The sequence below is a fragment of the Pseudoalteromonas luteoviolacea NCIMB 1944 genome (assembly GCF_001625565.1).
GTDB classification, from domain to species: Bacteria; Pseudomonadota; Gammaproteobacteria; order Enterobacterales; family Alteromonadaceae; genus Pseudoalteromonas; species Pseudoalteromonas luteoviolacea_F.
This window is the reverse complement of record NZ_AUXS01000013.1, coordinates 1-18,587: the sequence shown is the minus strand read 5'-3', so window position 1 is coordinate 18,587 and position 18,587 is coordinate 1. Positions and strand designations below refer to the sequence as shown.

The window sequence follows — 18,587 nt, the reverse complement described above, 5'->3', positions numbered from 1 at the left end:
AATATAGCGTCACGATAATTTCCTTCCTGAGACGTTGTTTTTGGCTTGTCGTGGCGGCTGGTTTATTTGTACTACCAATAAGTCACATAGATATGCTACACATCATTTGTAACTACGACCCCGCTACTCAGCCAACATGTACTAGTCACGCATTTTTGCATACACTCAAAGTATTGGAGTGGCTGGAATAGTCAATGGCACAACCAGCCACAGCAAACGCACCAAAATAGTGCAGCCCGTACTTAATTGGTGCACCTATTTAGTTCAATTGTCCATTACTTGCTATATGAAAAACAATTAAATATTAATTTTCAATAACTTAAAATTCTGGCACAGATCACGCTTAGAGAAGCGCAGTTAAGCAAATTATTGCAGCAAAAAATAACCCACGAGTCGGAGGACACATGTCACAATCGGTTTTAGATTTTATTAAAGAGAATGAAGTTAAGTTTGTAGATTTACGTTTCACGGACACAAAAGGTAAAGAACAACACGTTTCAATCCCTCATCACCAAGCCGATGAAGACTTCTTTGAAGACGGTAAAATGTTCGACGGCTCGTCAATTGCTGGTTGGAAAGGCATTAACGAATCTGACATGGTATTAATGCCAGATGCAAGCACAGTTAAGCTTGACCCATTTGCTGAAGAAACGACTATGATCGTACGCTGTGACGTACTTGAGCCTTCTACAATGCAAGGCTATGAGCGTGACCCTCGTTCAGTTGCCAAGCGCGCAGAAGACTATATGCGCTCTACAGGTATTGCAGACACAGTACTATTCGGTCCTGAGCCAGAATTCTTCTTATTCGACGATGTTAAATACAAAACTGACATGTCTGGCTCTATGTACTCTATCGACTCAGAAGAAGCATCTTGGAACTCTGACAAGAGCTACGACGAAGGCAACACAGGCCACCGTCCAGGCGTGAAAGGTGGTTACTTCCCAGTTGCACCAGTAGACTCTTCACAAGACTGGAGAAGTGCTACTTGTCTAGTACTTGAAGAGTTTGGTCAAGTTGTAGAAGCACACCACCATGAAGTAGCAACAGCAGGTCAAAACGAGATCGCTACGCGCTTCAATACTATGGTTATTAAAGCGGACGAAATCCAAGAGATGAAGTACGTTATCCACAACATGGCACACCACTACGGCAAAACAGCGACATTCATGCCTAAGCCAGTTGTAGGTGACAATGGTTCTGGTATGCACTGCCACCAGTCTCTAGGTAAAGATGGTCAAAACATCTTCGCAGGTGACAAATATGGCGGTCTATCTGAAGATGCACTTTACTACATTGGTGGTATCATCAAGCACGCTAAAGCAATCAACGCGTTTGCAAACGCTTCAACTAACTCATACAAGCGTCTAGTACCAGGGTTTGAAGCGCCAGTAATGCTTGCATACTCTGCACGTAACCGTTCAGCTTCAATCCGTATTCCTGTTGTGCCTTCAGAGAAAGCACGTCGTATCGAAGTACGTTTCCCTGACCCAACAGCTAACCCATACCTTGCGTTTTCTGCAATGCTAATGGCTGGCCTAGACGGTATCAAAAACAAAATCCACCCTGGCGATGCAATGGACAAAGATCTTTACGATCTACCTGCTGAGGAAGCTGCAGAAATCCCAACTGTTGCAGCATCACTTGATGAGGCGTTGGCATCTCTTGACGCTGACCGTGAATTCTTAACTCAGGGCGGTGTATTCACTGATGACTTAATTGATGCTTACATTGCACTTAAGTCTCAAGAAGTTGAAAAGCTGAACATGACAACTCACCCTGTTGAGTTCGAAATGTACTACAGCGTATAACGAAAAGTATGCTCGCAGCGAACAGAGGTAGCTCGTTACCTATGCGCAATGTTCGTTGCATTTAATAGTGTAAATGCGCGCTTAAATCATATGTGTTCTCAAGCCCGCAATAGCGGGCTTTTTTATGGCAAAATCGCGGTAAAACCTCTACAGTTAAACAGTGAGTAATAGCGCTTGCACAATGTTGAGAATGAGACAATGATAATGTGCTTTAACACTGTTCAATTTTTAGGGTGAGGTTGTGGTGAGTCGACTGTGGTTAGTAATAATATTATGTCTAGCGAGCCATGCTGCCTATGCTGATAAAAAGGTGTACCGCTGGAAAGATGAAAATGGTAATTGGGTCTATTCAGACACACCGAGAAAAGGCGCTGCGGAAGTCAAAATTAATACGCACTTCCTAACGATGCCAGCAACAGACACCTCAGTTTTAGGAAACAGTTCAACACAACAAACCGCAACTGAATACAAAGCAACCATTATCGCCCCGAATCACAAACAAACGCTACGTGATAACACAGGTAGCGTGTATGTAAGTGGACAGATCACCCCAAGATTTGCAAAAGACTTTACTGTGCAACTTTATCTAGATGGCAAGCCAACAGGGCCAAAACAACATACGATCACTTTTGCTTTGCGCAATGTGCCTCGAGGTGAGCATTCAATTCAGCTGATGGTTTTTAACTCCAAAGGTAAGGTTGTTACTAAAAGTGATGAAACCATTTTTTATTTGCACAAAGCCAGAGCAAACCAATAAACACAAAATTGATACCACAGCGTGAGCAAGCCAATAACAACAGCACACTGTTCATTTTTGTGTTAAATTACTATGCACCAACTTGGTGCAAGGCGACCCATAATGGAACACCTCAATTCATCGATATTGCCTGAACTGTGGCAAAACTTATCAACGTCAGTCATTTTACTCGACGAAGACTTCAAGATTCACTATGCCAATAACAGCGCCAGCGAATTATTAGGTCTAGGACAAAAGCGTCTCATCGAACAGCCTTTTGAAAGCATCTTTCATCACCATTTAATCGATCTAAAACGGCTCAAGCGCTATGTGCTTGAAGATGGTATTGATTGCCAACAACATAAAGTAGACGTTGTATTCATTGACAATAGAGCCAGCACTATCAATTTGTTCGCTCGCAAATTACATATTAACAATCGTAATTTCATTCAATTGGAGTGCCGTCGAATTGATGAAGAACTACGCTTTGACAAAGCATTTAATCAGGACCACCAATATCAGGCAGCTCGCAATCTGATCCGTGGATTAGCGCACGAGATTAAAAACCCACTCGGTGGTATACGCGGAGCGGCGCAATTATTGCAGTATGAAGTTGAACAACAAGAGCGAGATGAGTGCGCGCAGTTGATTATCGCACAGGCAGATCGGTTAAGGGAGTTGGTTGACAGGCTACTGGGACCAAATGAGCTACCAAAGCGTACACTGTGTAATATTCATAAAGTGCTTGAATCAATTTTGAAGCTCAGTGCATTGGAAACCGAGCATGCACTCACGCTGCGCAAAGATTACGACCCCAGTATTCCGGATATTTGTGTGGACGAATCAAAAATTCAGCAAGTGGTACTGAATATAGTGAGAAACGCACAGCAAGCGTTACAAGGCAAAGGAGAGATCTGTGTCACAACCCGAATTTGTCACCGGGTTAGGCGCGGTAAATTAATCCTCAGAAAAGCGTTGCTCATAAAAGTTGCCGATAACGGACCTGGCATAGATGAAGCGTTGAAAGCGACGCTTTTTTACCCCATGGTTACCAATAAAGAAGGTGGATCAGGGCTTGGGTTATCCATTGCGCAAACCTTGGTCGAGCAGCATAACGGCTTTATCGAATGCGATAGTTGGCCAGGACATACAGAGTTTTGTATCTACTTACCCTTTGAAAATGAGCTAGGGAGCAAATAATGAAAAGTGTGTGGTTAGTTGATGACGATGCTTCTATCCGATTTGTATTGGAAAAGGCTTTATCTAGAGCAGGCTTTGCAACGGAGAGCTTTGCCAATGGCCAAGACGTCTTAACGGCCCTCGAATATGGTCAGCCTGCTGTCTTAATGTCAGACGTGCGCATGCCTGGCCTCGATGGAATGGCGTTGCTTGAAGAAGTGAACCGCCTGTACCCCTCACTACCAGTGATCATTATGACCGCCCATTCTGATTTGGACTCCGCCGTCAATGCATTCCAAAAAGGCGCGTTTGAATATTTAGCAAAACCATTCGACTTAGATGAAGCAACATCACTGGCTGACAGAGCTTACCGAGCGGCACAACAAAACGCCAAGACTAAACCACAAGAGACACTGACCGATCGCCCTGACATCATTGGCGAAGCCCCCGCTATGCAGGAGGTGTTTAGAGCCATAGGCAAATTGTCTGCATCCAGTATGAGTGTATTGATCAATGGTGAATCTGGCACCGGCAAAGAGCTGGTAGCAGGTGCATTGCACAATCATAGCCCCCGTAAAGACAAAACATTTATTGCGCTCAACATGGCTGCTATTCCCAAAGACTTAGTGGAGTCAGAACTCTTTGGCCATGAGAAAGGAGCATTTACCGGTGCGGACAGTGTCCGCCGTGGTCGCTTTGAACAGGCAAATGGCGGCACACTCTTTTTAGACGAAATAGGTGACATGCCATTAGATGTGCAAACGCGATTGTTGCGAGTATTGGCCGATGGTGAGTTTTACCGCGTAGGTGGTCATCAAAGCGTTAAGGTTGATGTGCGTATTCTCGCGGCGACCCACCAAGATTTAGAAAAGCTTGTCAGTGAAGGTCAATTTCGTGAAGATTTATTTCATCGCCTTAATGTCGTTAGATTGCGTATTCCTCCGCTGAGAGAAAGAAGCGTTGATATCGCAAAATTGGCAGAGTATTTTCTCGCCAAAAGTGCAAAAGAGCTTAAAGTGCCTAGTAAAGTACTCACTGATAAAGCACTGGCACAAATGTGCGCATTTCATTGGCCAGGTAATGTCAGACAGCTAGAAAATACCTGTCGCTGGCTAACCGTTATGGCACCCGGTGACATGGTTGGCCCGCAAGACTTGCCACCAGAGCTGATGCAACCAACTGGCACGGAGACACTTGAGCAAAACCAAGACTGGCTGGATGCATTTCAACTTTGGTTAGATCAACAACTAAAGCTAGGAGAAGATCACATTTGGCCGCAAGTACAGGCACAGCTTGAAACAAGACTCATTAAATCAGCACTTGCTGCATGCCATGGCCATAAACAAGATGCAGCCTTAAAGATAGGCTGGGGACGTAATACATTGACCAGAAAGCTGAAAGAGCGCAATATGCTAGAAAATGACTAGTAGGTCGACTGAGCATGAAACTGTTAGAAAATATCACCACCATAAAGCAACTTGAAATTATTAATCGCTTGGATTTTTTTACTGAGTTCACACTGGCTGAGCGGCAAGTGCTATTGGAATCATTCAGTCACTTATATCTAATTAGTAAAGATCGCTACGCATTTAAACGTTTTGAGCAAGATAACCGACTTTATATTATTTTAAATGGTGAATTACGTATTTTTGCCGAAAAAGATCACGTTGATATAGGCCACGTCGGACCGGGAGAGTTCGTCGGAGAAGGGGCATTTATCTCCAATCGCGAGCGAAGTACCAGCGCACAAGCCATCTCAGATACCATTGTATTGGCCATCACCTCTGAAGCTCTAACTAAGTTACCTGCCGTCATACGAGAAAAAATAAAAGACAAAATTATTGCGGGGATGAGTGAGCGTATTCACAAACTCAATCACTTTATCGAAGAGAAACTGTAAGTAAACGGTTTTTGAACTACAGAACATACCCTGTTCTGTAGTCACCTTCAGCCTAACAATTGTACATTGAATTACATGTCCAGCCATTGTAAGAAATGCAGCCTGGTACATGTGGCGAACTTGCATACATACCACCAGCCACTTGCGGCGTTTGCTCTGCATTTAGCTTTTTATTGTTACTTGTTAACTGTTTTACCGAACGTTTATTAAGTGCGATTTTCATCGTTATTTCCTTTTTATATGTTGATATTTTTCACACAGGACGCGCTTGCATCCTGATTAATAAATAACCACCAACAAAGCTTAAAAGCAACGATTTCAATCTGGATATTATTTCATTACAAGCCGTAATAATTGTGTGAGATAGTAAAGAGTTAACCTATTTAAAAACCAAGCACCTAATCCGGTCCATTCTGAAACAAAAAAGGGTGCGAGGCACCCTTTTATTAGTTGAGTAGTTCACTAAACAAATCAAACAACCTGTCTAATTCTTCAATGGTGTTGTAATGCATACAGCCAATACGCACTACACCGCCTTTGTCCATCACACCAAGTTGCTCACACAAACCTTGAGCATAAAAATTACCATCCCAAACACAGATATGATGCTGACCAAGAAATTCTGATACTTTACGTGGCTCAATTCCGTCAAACGTCAATGCAAACGTTGGCGTGCGCTGCCCTAAACGAGAGAGGTCATTGATCCCATACAAGGTGATCTGAGGAAAGTCAGCTAGTTTTGTAAGGAAATGTTGGCTCAGGGCCATTTCATGTGCTTTGGAGTTAGCAAATGCTTGCTCTAGTCTTACTCTTAAAGGCTTCGAGTCAGGTAACTCACTGAGTGATGCAATATATTCAATCGCAGCTATTACGCCCGCTAGCCCTTCAAAGCTTTGCGTGCCAGTTTCCCAACGACCTGGGATCACATCTTTTGCAGGCTCTACTTTGTAAGGTGTGAACCCTTCTAAATGCTCGCGCTTACCGTATACGATACCAACATGTGGGCCAAAGAATTTATAAGCAGAACATGCTAAAAAGTCGCAGTCTAAAGCTTGCACATCGATTAGCTCATGTGGTGCAAAATGCACGGCATCCACATATACTAAAGCACCCACTTCATGGGCCATCTCAACAATTTTCTTAATATCATTGATAGATCCTGTGGTATTTGATGCATAGGTCACCGCAACCAGCTTGGTATTGGCATTCAATAAAGATGCATAATGCTCTAGGTCAAGTGTGCAGTCTGATTCATCGATGCGCACAGCGTGTACCTGTGCACCTTTGTCTTCTGCAGCCTGACGCCAAGATGATACATTTGAATAATGATCGGCATTGGTGACTATCACTTCATCACCAGCTTGCCACTGCCTTGATATCGCTCGGCTAAAGCTAAACGTCAAGCTTGTCATATTCGCACCAAATACGATCTGATCGCTGCTTGGAGCATTAAGCAACTGTGCGACAGAGTGTCTAGCTCGACCCATCAGTTCAACTGTTTTATCACTTGAGAAAAAAGCACCACCAAGGTTTGAGTTAAAATAACCAAGGTATGCTGACATTGCACTCAGCACCGACTGAGGTACTTGAGAGCCACCAGGGCCATCTAAAAATATTGGAGCGACGCCAGATACTTCTTGCATCAGCGCTGGAAATTGGCGGCGAATTGGCATTAGATTCATAGAGACCTCTTTATGCGGTAAATACGAAACAATCTAAATAACCAACCTCTTCGGCATTTAGCTTATTCATTGGCGTAGCGTTGTGCCAGACTTCACGATCATTCACAAGTGCAAACAAACCGTCTTTTATTTCCATTTTAAAACATGGCTCAGCTTCTTTGTGTTCGTAGACCAATAACTCACCACCAGCAATATTTTCATGCGAAACACCGCATACACACACGTGATCAAAGCCATCTTGGTGTACACCTTCTGGTGCAGGAGGCGTATCACTTTCAATCGCCAACATTCTAAATTGATGTACTTCAATATCGGCATCATCTGCAACACCTGTCATCGCTTTAAATTCTTGCAATAGATGTTTAAACCCATCACTTTGTAATAAATCCGACTCCAAATTCTCATAAACACGCTCAACGTTGCCTTGGAAATGATTGATTGAGTCATCTTGAACAAAGGCTTTTGTTGGCTGTATTGAGACATTACCTGCGGCAAACTTCACCACCGAATAACGGCGTTTGCGAAATGCACCATCAGCGTAAGGATTGTCCGGCAAGCGGGAAAAAAAGGGTTTGACCGAGTCAATATGCGACTGTTGAATAAAACGAAGTTGAAGCAAATTCTGGTTGTTTACTGCTGTCATGCTTGCTCTTGCCTGTAGATGTAAAATTGGCAGAGATCTTAATCTATTTAGATGGAAATTTTGATTTTGAATAACTTGTTTTTATCAAAAGACAAGAATAAATATGCCATCTACAAACAATTGTTAGATTAATATGCCAATAATTTCAAATTTGGCAACTATTGCCTTGTAAGGCGATGGGCATTTTTGCTTAATCAATCGTTCTCAGTGCATGAATATTTACACAAGCATGGTACCGTACCATCAAAAATGAACTGAGTACCATGCCTTAGCAAACAATCTGGGAATTAAAGCTTTTCTTTGACTGCAGCAAGCTGCTCGGCAAAGCTCAGGTGACGTAAATCGCCTAAACCGACTTTTTCCGTTAAGGCCAATAAGTGACTTTCCAACTCAAGGAGCTGCGCCTCAACTTGATTACTCTTCAGTGCCTCTTTGCGCGAGATATGCTCTTGGTAAAGACTTTCCACTCTTAATAGCTGCAATTTAGCTAGACGAACCTTTTCTTCAATTTGCTCATAATCACGGACATTATTGCGAATATACACCTTGGCATATTCACTAGTATTACTCGCATCTAATGCAACGCTTGGCAATATCTTAGCCTTTGTTGATGCCGATATAGCACGCAATTGTGACAAGATTTCACCTAAGTAATAAAGCTCAACAGCACTTACTTCTAATGCTGTCAACTGTACATTAAAGTCAGCAAGCTCGGCTTCAACTTCTGGTTGCTTGCCATCGACTAACATCGCACGATACTTTTTATGGGCCTCACTTAACTTGCGGTATCGAGCAGGAAAATGCTCTTGCGCCGCAAATTTATCTAGAACAGCAAAGTGAGAACGAACAGGCTCCAAGACAGATAAGATCAATTTCTTTGCCGCCTGTGCGCCACCGACTAGGGCCAATACCTCTTGGCTGAGTTCAATAATTTCACCACTGACAGTCTGAGAAGAAAAGAACGAGGCACTATCTAGTGCTTCAAATGGCTTGGCTTTTAAATCAGCAAAGTTTTTCTCAAGTTCCTGCCATTCTTTTTGCGCTTGTTGAACTCGTGTACGGTCGTAATCAATCAGTGACTCAGTATTAGCCAAATACATTGCCTGCTGTGCTTCCTGATAAGCAGTTTCAGCACGACTGTATGCCGCTTGTACTTGTTCATTAGAAGGTGAAGACCCTCCGAGTGATTGCACTGAATCAAGTGTTTTGCACCCCGTTATGTTTAAAAGCACAGCCCCAAAAACTAAGCCAAACTTCATTCGCATTAGTAACTCCATTGTAATCCTGCGGTCAGAGAGACATTAGTATACTCTATTTCGGGGACACGCAAACGTCGGCCGTTCACTTCCTCTGTTACGGTATCTCGCTCTTTGTAATAAGCATCCACCCCAAACATCACAGCAACATGCTCAACCACCTGATATCTCACTCCCGTCCTTGCCATCATCCCCCATCCATTAAAGTTATCCGTCAAGGTTGTGGTTTCAAATTGCGTATTCTGAATTCGGCTGTACATAGGGCTACTCAGCTCACCTTCAATATACCAACTAAATTTATCTTCTGGACGCACCAGCTTACTATCGTAACGCGCACCTATTGTGGCTAAAATTCCCATTTGATCTTCTGTCACAGAGATCACAGGCACTAACGAAGCAGGGTTGTCTTGCAATACGTCATCCCCATCTTTGGTTTGACCAGGCAAATCAAAACGAGGCACAGGATCCCCGTCTTCACGCGGCAGCGCTTTGAGTGCGTCGTCGAATCGAGTGGCACCCGGATTAACGAATTTAAAATTTGAACGAGTAAAGCTAGAAGTAAAAATTTTCATCCCAAACGTCAACTGAAGCGCACGTTGGTAGTTGTACGCTGCGGTAAACGCTAATTCGTTGGCTTTTACTTTAAAGTCATTCTGCTGGATCGCACCAAAGTCTTTTAATGACCAAGTCTCTTGATCTATCTCTGTCGAAATTGTTGCTGCACTGCCAATGTAAAACCCCCAACGTTCGTCAATCCCTGTATATGATAGCTGTCTAACTGCAGGGTTAGACACTGAGATCGATTGAGACAATTGGCCAAACCCAGCAACATCTGCAAGTGATTCGTTATAATCTATAGACTCAAACCCCAATCGAATTTCACTGAAAGAAGGTAGTGGAGCTGCAGATACGCAGCCGCTAAATATCCCCAGCAAGGCAAATGTATATTTCATGGTTTTCCCCGATAATGTTCTTGTCTTGTATAACAAGGCACAACATTACAACCCCTTGCTTACAGGCCGATTGAAACGGTTTCATACTGACTATTGCATGTCAGTGGATGATATAAACATTAGTACAGACGTCTTTATAGTCAAGGACATAGACAAGACACCATCAAGTCACAGTGAGGCTTTGATTGACCTGATATATGAAAAAAGCTCGCCAAATGCGAGCTTTTTAAACCTTTACACCGCTTGTTGAATAATTACGCTGTCGGCTTTTTTGGTATAGTGCGACATTTTGTGGAAATTTAAATACCGATAAGTATCCGCCGCTGTTGCATTAATCTTCGCGGCAAACTCTTGATACTCATCTGGCGAGGGCAACCGGCCTATGATGGCTGCCACAGCAGCCAGTTCAGCCGAAGCCAAAAATACATTCGCACCTGTTCCCAAACGATTGGGAAAGTTACGTGTCGACGTAGATACGACCGTTGCGCGATCTGCGACTCTCGCTTGGTTGCCCATACATAGCGAGCATCCAGGAGTTTCAATTCGCGCGCCAACCCGACCATAAATTCCGTAGTATCCTTCATCGGTCAATTGATCTTTATCCATTTTGGTCGGTGGTGCTATCCACATTCTAGTGGGTAATTGGCCGGTGAAATTATCAAGCAGTTTGCCGGCTGCGCGGAAGTGTCCAATATTGGTCATGCACGACCCGATGAATACTTCGTTAATTTCTTCGTTTTGAACTGTTGATAATAATCGGGCATCATCAGGGTCATTAGGAGCGCATAGTATCGGTTCTTTGATCTCGTTTAAATCGATCTCCAATACATGAGCGTATTGAGCATCCGTATCCGCTTCCATCAGATGGGGCCGCTCCAACCAAGCCTGCATTTTTGCAATTCGGCGTTCTATGGTACGTACCTCACCATAACCTTCAGATATCATCCATTTTAACATGACAATATTTGAATTAAGGTACTCTTCTACTGATGCTTGTGACAACTTAACAGTACATCCCGCAGCAGAGCGCTCCGCTGAAGCATCAGATAATTCAAACGCTTGCTCAACGGTTAAATGTTCAACCCCTTCAATTTCGAGGATCCGCCCTGAAAACTCATTGACTTTGCCTTTTTTCTCTACCGTCAATAAGCCTTGTTGAATCGCGTAATATGGAATGGCATGAACAAGGTCTCGCAATGTGATCCCAACTTGCATATCTCCTTTAAAACGCACCAAAATAGACTCTGGCATATCCAGCGGCATAACCCCTGTCGCAGCTGCAAATGCAACTGCGCCGGAACCGGCCGGGAATGAAATCCCTAAAGGAAAACGTGTATGGGAATCACCGCCGGTTCCAACCGTATCAGGCAACAACATACGATTGATCCATGAGTGGATAACACCATCACCAGGGCGAAGAGAGACACCCCCACGATTCATCATAAAATCAGGTAGCGTATGGTGCGTATTCACATCAATAGGTTTAGGGTAGGCGGAAGTATGGCAAAAAGACTGCATCGTGAGATCAGCTGAAAAGCCAAGGCATGCTAGGTCTTTCAATTCATCACGTGTCATTGGGCCTGTGGTATCTTGGGAACCGACAGTAGTCATCACAGGTTCACAGTATTGCCCGGGTCTCACGCCGTCAACACCACATGCTTTACCCACCATTTTTTGTGCCAGTGTATATCCTTTTCCCGTTTCGCCTGCTTGTGCAGGCTTTTTGAAAATACGCTCTTGCTCTAGGCCCAAAGAAGCCCTAGCTTTATCTGTCAAACCTCGGCCAATGATCAGCGGAATACGCCCTCCTGCCTGAACTTCATCTAAAATCACTTCTGATTTAAGCGTAAATTGAGAAATGATTTCATCCGTACCATAGCGTTTAACTAGGCCTTCGTAGGGGTAAATGTCGATTTGATCACCCATATTTAGCTTATCGACGGGTAACTCGATGGGCAGTGCACCAGAGTCTTCCATGGTGTTGAAAAAAATAGGTGCTATTTTCCCACCCAGACAAATCCCACCTACACGTTTATTAGGCACAAAGGGAATATCTTCACCCATAAACCAAAGTACCGAATTCGTAGCTGATTTACGAGAAGAACCTGTACCTACGACATCACCTACGTATGCCAGTGGTAAACCTTGGCTTTTTAGCGATTCGAGTTGTGCTACTGGGCCTATCTCTCCTGGTTTTTCAGGTACGATCCCGTCGCGTTCAATCTTTAGCATCGCCAGCGCATGCAATGGAATATCGGGACGAGACCAAGCGTCCGGCGCAGGCGAGAGATCGTCAGTATTCGTTTCACCAGTCACTTTGAATACAGTAACTGAAATTTTCTTTGCTACAGCAGGTTTTTCAGTAAACCACTCAGCTTTTGCCCAAGACTCTATCACCTGCTGTGCATATTGATTGCCCTGTTGCGCTTTTTCTTCAACGTCATAAAACGCATCAAACATTAATAATGTATGCGATAGCCCCTTGGCGGCAATGGGAGCTAGTTGTTTGTCATCAAGCAGCTCTACCATAGGTGCTATATTGTAACCACCTAGCATAGTACCTAGTAACTCTACTGCATACACTTTTGAAATTAGGGGTGATGAGGTTTCACCTTTGGCGATGGCAGCAAGAAAACTCGCTTTTATATAGGCAGCATCATCAACGCCAGGCGGAACTCGATTGACCAATAAGTCTAAAATAAACTCTTCTTCTCCTTCCGGGGGGCTTTTTATTAAGGTAATTAAGTCTGCGGTTTGCTGGGCATCTAATGGTTTAGGGACGATTCCATTTTCCGCACGCTCTTCAACATGATTTCGATACTCTTGAAGCACGGTTTTATCCTCTTGGTGACGTGTTTTAATAAGCATTTTAGTATTTTTGTATATAACTGCTTATCTTTTAATCTAGCTATTTGATTATAAGGGCTTAAGACAAAGATGAAAATCTTGCAAGTTGTAGTCGGAAGGAATAATGAGTATTAATTGAATGAATGCGCTTAGGCTTAACACATAAATTGAAGTCACGACTATTCAATAACATAGCGTGATAGCCGGACAACAAGATGTCGCCCAGCTGACTTGTAAGGGCTATCTCTTAACTTTCACTCTTTCTACAGAAATAACCTTTGCTTCAACACGGCGGTTCGCAGTGTGCGCTTCTTGTGTGTTACTGCTATCTAACAAACGCTCTTCTCCATAGCCAATGGTGGAGATCCGCGATTGGGCAATCCCTTCATCAACCAATTGCGCCGCTACCGCATCTGCACGTTTTTTAGATAACCACATATTGTAGTCTGCTTTCCCTAAACTCGATGTATGCCCCTCAAGTACAACGGTAGTCTCTGGGTGAGCGCGCAAAAACTCTACAACCGCGGTGATATCATCTAGGTATTGTTGAGACACTTGCGAATTATTGTTCGGGAAGCGCACTAACAAGCTGACTGTCACTTCTTTATCTTCATATAAGCTACAGCCCATCGCATCTACAGCATCACTCATTGGTGTATTTGCACAGCGATCGTCACGGTCCCATACACCATCACCATCACTGTCTTTTGGCTTGTCGACGACAACAGGTTGTGGAGCTGGCTGAGGGGCTGGTTCAACCTTAGCCGGGCTACTCGAAGCTTTACCAAACATATAATTGATACCAAGTTTTGCGCCGACATCGGTATAGCCACGCTCTAACCCCTGATAAATAGCGGTCTCAAAATTAGCTACAAAGTTGTCAGTGAAATGATGACGATAGCCAACCCCTGCATTGGCAAATAAATTACTATCGAATATATCAATCGATTTCAAGCCCGCAAGTGCATAAAATGGCCCGCCATTAAAATGGTATAAACCATCAATGCCGAGTCGGTCACCATCTTGAGAACCAACACCTGCGCCTTCCAAATCAAAGTCCATGTCGGCATACTCTATACGCGCACTCCAATATTTGTTAAAGCGGTAACCTAACTCAGCGCCCCAACCAGTAGAGTTGTCAATGCCTACACCGCCATTCCCAACCCCTCGAATATTTTCCCAACTCGCGTCGTAATAGTCACCAAACACACCAATATAAGCACCTTCCTCTACTTCGCTTGCTTGTAACGAAGATGCTGTCGCCATTGCCACAATAATACTTAGCATTTTAAGTTTCATCGCTTTTTTCCCTCTAAAATCTAGACTGATTAATTTTGATAGCCTGATAATAGTAGTCGATGTCTTAATAATTACTTAACACTATATAAGTATTTTTAATTAAGAAATGTAGCTGAACCTAGCCTTGATGACCAAATAAAACTTGGTATAAACCATCTTCTTCAAGCAATGAGTGATGGTCTCCCGACTGCGTCACACGGCCATCATCTAAAACATAAATTATGTCCGCTTGACGGATAGCACTTAACCGGTGGGCAATGATGAGAGTTGTACGCCCACTGAGAAATTGATTCAAGTTTTTGTGGATCCGCGCTTCGGTTTCTACGTCAAGTGCAGAAGTTGCTTCGTCTAAAATGACCATTTTAGGGTTTGCTGCAACCATACGTGCAATAGCCAAACGTTGTTTCTGTCCGCCTGACAGTTTAACGCCATTTCGCCCTACAATGGCATCTAACTTTCCTTCCATCGTTCTGACATTGTCTGCCAACTCAGCAATTTCTAGAGCATGCCACAACTGCTCATCAGTACATAAATTACCTAAGCTCAAGTTTTCACGAATGGTGGAATTAAATAAGATAGGCTGTTGTAACACAGTTACTGCATGCTCTCTGACTTGGTCATAGCCAACATCCTCTACCGCCACACCATTGATTAAGATGTCGCCACTAGATTTTTGGTACAGACCAAGCAATAGCTGCACTAAAGTCGACTTACCTCCTCCAGACACAGCTACCAGCGCTACTTTCTTTCCTTTGGGAATATGCATACTGACGTTATTAAGTATCGGTTGTCCATCATTGTACTCAAAGTTTACATGCTTAAATTCAATGGCGATTTTTTCAGCATTGAATACCTTGCGGGCTTTTTCAGTTCGATGTTCAGTAGATGACTCGGTTTCAAAATCGAGTACTTGATTCAGTCTTTGTAATGCCGCTGATGCACTGTAATATGAGTATTGAATGCTCAAGATTTCTTGAACAGGCCCCATCATAAACCAAAGGTAGCCAAATACGGCAAAAATCTGACCAACTGATAGACCAGAAAACACCACCATGAGCATGGCAATGGCACGAAAAACTTCAAATCCAAGCAAAAACACCGTGAAGCTCAAGCGATTAACAGCATCTGTTTTCCATTGTGATTGCACGGAGTGATACCTGAGCTCTTTCGCTGCATTTAGTACATTGTCAAAATAGCCATGCTCGCGCCTCATTGCCTTTAATTGGGCAATAGCGTCCAACGTTTCGACCAATGCAGTCTGAAAAGCTTCAAATGCGTTGTTCTTTTCTTTAGTTAAGTGTTTTACCTGTTTACCAAACTGGCGTGAAAAATAAATAACTGCAGGGTTTAAGGTCAGAATAATCAAACCTAATGTAAAATCAATCCACAATAATACGATGGCTGTTCCCACTATGGTTAGTAAACCAATGAGAAAGCGCGACATTGTCTGGCTGATAAACCCATCTAACGTCTCAATATCTGTGACACATCGAGAACTGATTGCAGCGCCCCCCTGTGTTTCAAACTCCTTTAATTGCACTTTGGATAGGTGAGAAAGTAAGCGTTGACGAATATTCAGCGACACATCTTTACCGATAATTGTAAACTGACGAGATTGAGCAACGCCAAGCAATAACGCCCCAACGCGCATCAACATGACAACAAATAAAATCGACAGGATATACCCTGTCGGCCCTTGCCAATCAGACGGTAATAACCCATCCATAAACTCAACAGCCACACCTGGTTTTTCAAGCAATACTTCGTCAACCAATAAAGGCATCATAAGTGGAATGGGCACACTCACCAAAGCAGCCATCAACGCAATCAAATGTGCATAAATTAATGGCTTTTTATGCCTCAACACTTGTCTTTGGATCTCTTTCCACGTCAACGGACCTGTCATATTTTTACTCGGCATTTAAGTACCACAAAAAGTTTGATAGCTCTTGGTATTGGTTTGAGATAACAGCCACTTTTCAGGGTAATTATCATAGTTGTACGGCGCACTTAAAGCTGCCAACCAACTATCTAAAACGTCGCTGTTACCATATTGATAGAAGTCACGAATCACTTCCTCCATTAAATCATTACGAGGAATAATCGCCGGATTATGGCGCTGCATGACTGCCGCGATCTCGCTTGACTCATGATATTGAATGCGTAATTGCCATTTTTTTACCCACTCGTCCAATTCGTGGGGAGCTGGGTACTGAGCCTGCTGGCGATTGATCTTTATCGCAGTCAGTGAGGCAAAGGTGTTCGTGAAATCGAGTTCATTACGAGTCATGATTTCCAATAACTCAGTCACTAACTCTTGATCACCAGGCTGTTCGTCAAGTATTCCCAGTTTATTACGCCAAAGTTGCGTATAACCTTGATTAAAACGCTCCGAAAACCCGACTAATATTTTTGAAAAGCGATCTATTGCCACTTGTTCATCTTCAACAAGCAGCAATAGAGACTCCGCCAATCGACCACAATTCCAACTCGCCATATTTGGCTGTTGGCCAAATGCATATCGCCCCTGCCGATCTATTGAACTAAAGACACGGTTAAACGAAAATGACTCCATCATTGCACAGGGGCCATAATCGATGGTTTCTCCATTGATCAGAGTGTTATCAGTATTCATCACACCATGAATAAAACCAACTTGTAACCATTTCAGCATCAAATCACATTGAGCATCACATACAAACTCAAAGAAGGAAAAGATATCTTCTTCTGCAATTTCATTACTCTCTAAGCCAACGTCTTTCATTGTCAACTCTAACAATTTTAACATCGCCTGTGAGTCTTGCTGCATTGCCAAATACTGAAAGGATCCAACTCGAATATGACTGTGTGCAACGCGCGCCACAACAGCGCCTGGCAATTCGCCTTGCCGATACACTGAGTCTCCAGTCGACAATACCGCCAAACATTGTGTAGAAGGTACGCCTAAACTCGACAAAGCTTTGCTCATTACAAATTCCCGAATAGCGGGGCCAAGCGCACATAACCCATCACCGCCTCTCGAAAATACTGTCGCACCTGAGCCTTTGAGTTGAATATCAAAAACCTCATTACCATTTGCTATAAACGAACCTATTAAATGCGCTCTACCGTCACCCAAAGTTGGATTAAATTGACCAAACTGGTGTCCAGAGTAAGCTAAACAAACACTTTGTGCTCCCGGTAAAGGTCGGTTACCTGACAAATAGGACCGTGCAGTGTCTAAGTCCCAATTCAACCCCAACTGAGTATCCAGCTCGGTATTGAATAATATAACTTTGGCATTGCTAAAATCGTTAGGTTTCGCAGGTACTGCAAATTGTTCACCTATTGGAGCGTATCGTGAATAAAACATAACTTAACTACTCTGTATTATATTATCGCCGACACTGAAGGCGATAAGCTGGCTAAGTGCAGTCATTGATAGACCGCTCGATTGTTGAAGCTCATTAAAATGCTGCTGTGCAGCTTTCAATGATTTAAGCGACTGTAAGCCTCCATCAATTATGTGATTGGCACGCAAGTAAGACTCAACATCTTTGGTAAGTAAAAAGGTATCCTTGCCCAGTGCTCGTAATGCAAATGGTCCAGTGTTACCACCTAAGCGGTTACCTCTTTTTCTAAGTAATAGCCACAAATTAATAATATCGCTACTTGGCCAGTTTGCTACTAGAGTTGAAAATGATCCGTGCTCTTGTTGTAATTCATAAATCATATGGCAGTTGATAGCGATACTTTGTACTTTTTTATAGTTGCGAATAATACGCTCATCTTGTGCACGCTGTTCGTACATCTCTGGCGACATGTAAAGCAGTTTATCAATTGAAAAATTCCAAAAGACTTCTCTAAACCCATCCCATTTAGCATTTACAACTGACCAATAAAATCCAGATTGAAAAATTTTACGTGTGAATTCTTCTAACCATTCATCGTCAGTGCGCAGGCTAAGTGCATTACACGAATGTGGCTCATTCAACAAAGTATGTATATTCGCTTCGCCACCTTTTCTTTCGCATGCTCTGTCATAAATTTCATTAAATTGAGTCAATGGCGCCCCTATATCACATTAATCCAAATCTCAATATTAATAATAGTCTCACATATTGTGCCTACTAAACACACTAAAGATATAAGGGTATTTATTCGCAGCTGACCAATAACAGGGCAGCCCCATAGCTACAAATGAAGTAAAGTGGTTTCCTCACACTAAATTGGTGTAAAAGGTTGGCGGCATGAGCGCAGTGAATGCGTTTGCTTTGAATGAGGTGAGGTGAGCTATTTTGA

At 43.1% G+C, this 18,587-nt stretch carries 15 protein-coding genes; 5 read left to right on the top strand and 10 right to left on the bottom strand.

The window, feature by feature from the left end; translation table 11 throughout:
- The first annotated feature begins 404 nt into the window (after positions 1 to 404).
- The 5 genes from glnA to N483_RS01985 all read left to right on the top strand — a co-directional run bounded on the left by glnA (position 405) and on the right by N483_RS01985 (position 5,626).
- Entirely contained in the window at positions 405 to 1,811 is a 1,407-nt protein-coding gene (glnA, locus tag N483_RS02005; protein WP_023398476.1) for a glutamate--ammonia ligase, read from the top strand.
- Between the two features lie 241 nt (positions 1,812 to 2,052).
- Positions 2,053 to 2,568 carry a DUF4124 domain-containing protein gene (locus tag N483_RS02000; protein WP_063383308.1) on the top strand — a complete coding sequence of 172 codons (516 nt, stop codon included), beginning with the start codon at positions 2,053 to 2,055 and terminating at the stop codon, positions 2,566 to 2,568.
- A gap of 102 nt (positions 2,569 to 2,670) precedes the next feature.
- Positions 2,671 to 3,747 carry a nitrogen regulation protein NR(II) gene (glnL, locus tag N483_RS01995; RefSeq protein ID WP_023398478.1) on the top strand — a complete coding sequence of 359 codons (1,077 nt, stop codon included), beginning with the start codon at positions 2,671 to 2,673 and terminating at the stop codon, positions 3,745 to 3,747.
- The gene (gene ntrC, locus N483_RS01990; RefSeq protein WP_023398479.1) at positions 3,747 to 5,153 is read left to right on the top strand and encodes a nitrogen regulation protein NR(I); all 1,407 of its coding nucleotides are present in this window, start codon (positions 3,747 to 3,749) and stop codon (positions 5,151 to 5,153) included. The genes glnL and ntrC overlap by 1 nt, the downstream gene beginning before the upstream one ends.
- 14 nt (positions 5,154 to 5,167) lie before the next feature.
- Entirely contained in the window at positions 5,168 to 5,626 is a 459-nt protein-coding gene (locus N483_RS01985) for a Crp/Fnr family transcriptional regulator (RefSeq protein ID WP_023398480.1), read from the top strand.
- Between the two features lie 52 nt (positions 5,627 to 5,678).
- On the opposite strand, the gene N483_RS26835 is transcribed toward N483_RS01985, so the two are convergent.
- The 10 genes from N483_RS26835 to N483_RS01935 form a co-directional block, all read right to left on the bottom strand.
- Positions 5,679 to 5,849: a hypothetical protein gene (locus N483_RS26835; RefSeq protein WP_023398481.1), complete on the bottom strand. Its 171-nt coding sequence runs from the start codon at positions 5,847 to 5,849 to the stop codon at positions 5,679 to 5,681.
- Between the two features lie 223 nt (positions 5,850 to 6,072).
- Positions 6,073 to 7,308 carry a cysteine desulfurase-like protein gene (locus N483_RS01980; RefSeq protein ID WP_023398482.1) on the bottom strand — a complete coding sequence of 412 codons (1,236 nt, stop codon included), beginning with the start codon at positions 7,306 to 7,308 and terminating at the stop codon, positions 6,073 to 6,075.
- 10 nt (positions 7,309 to 7,318) lie between these two features.
- Positions 7,319 to 7,951: a 2OG-Fe dioxygenase family protein gene (locus tag N483_RS01975; protein ID WP_023398483.1), complete on the bottom strand. Its 633-nt coding sequence runs from the start codon at positions 7,949 to 7,951 to the stop codon at positions 7,319 to 7,321.
- 287 nt (positions 7,952 to 8,238) lie between these two features.
- Entirely contained in the window at positions 8,239 to 9,216 is a 978-nt protein-coding gene (locus N483_RS01970; RefSeq protein WP_036975559.1) for a hypothetical protein, read from the bottom strand.
- Complete coding sequence (locus N483_RS01965; RefSeq protein ID WP_023398485.1) at positions 9,216 to 10,160, bottom strand: hypothetical protein; 945 nt, start codon at positions 10,158 to 10,160, stop codon at positions 9,216 to 9,218. The genes N483_RS01970 and N483_RS01965 overlap by 1 nt, the downstream gene beginning before the upstream one ends.
- 234 nt (positions 10,161 to 10,394) lie before the next feature.
- Positions 10,395 to 12,992 carry a bifunctional aconitate hydratase 2/2-methylisocitrate dehydratase gene (acnB, locus tag N483_RS01955; protein WP_036975575.1) on the bottom strand — a complete coding sequence of 866 codons (2,598 nt, stop codon included), beginning with the start codon at positions 12,990 to 12,992 and terminating at the stop codon, positions 10,395 to 10,397.
- 255 nt (positions 12,993 to 13,247) lie between these two features.
- Positions 13,248 to 14,306, bottom strand: a complete 1,059-nt coding sequence (locus N483_RS01950; protein ID WP_023398487.1) for an OmpA family protein — start codon at positions 14,304 to 14,306, stop codon at positions 13,248 to 13,250.
- Between the two features lie 118 nt (positions 14,307 to 14,424).
- Entirely contained in the window at positions 14,425 to 16,227 is a 1,803-nt protein-coding gene (locus tag N483_RS01945; RefSeq protein WP_231105418.1) for an ABC transporter ATP-binding protein, read from the bottom strand.
- Entirely contained in the window at positions 16,228 to 17,658 is a 1,431-nt protein-coding gene (locus tag N483_RS01940) for a protein adenylyltransferase SelO (protein ID WP_023398489.1), read from the bottom strand.
- Positions 17,659 to 17,661: 3 nt separating this feature from the next.
- Complete coding sequence (locus N483_RS01935) at positions 17,662 to 18,351, bottom strand: DNA-3-methyladenine glycosylase I (protein ID WP_023398490.1); 690 nt, start codon at positions 18,349 to 18,351, stop codon at positions 17,662 to 17,664.
- Between the last annotated feature and the right edge of the window lie 236 nt (positions 18,352 to 18,587).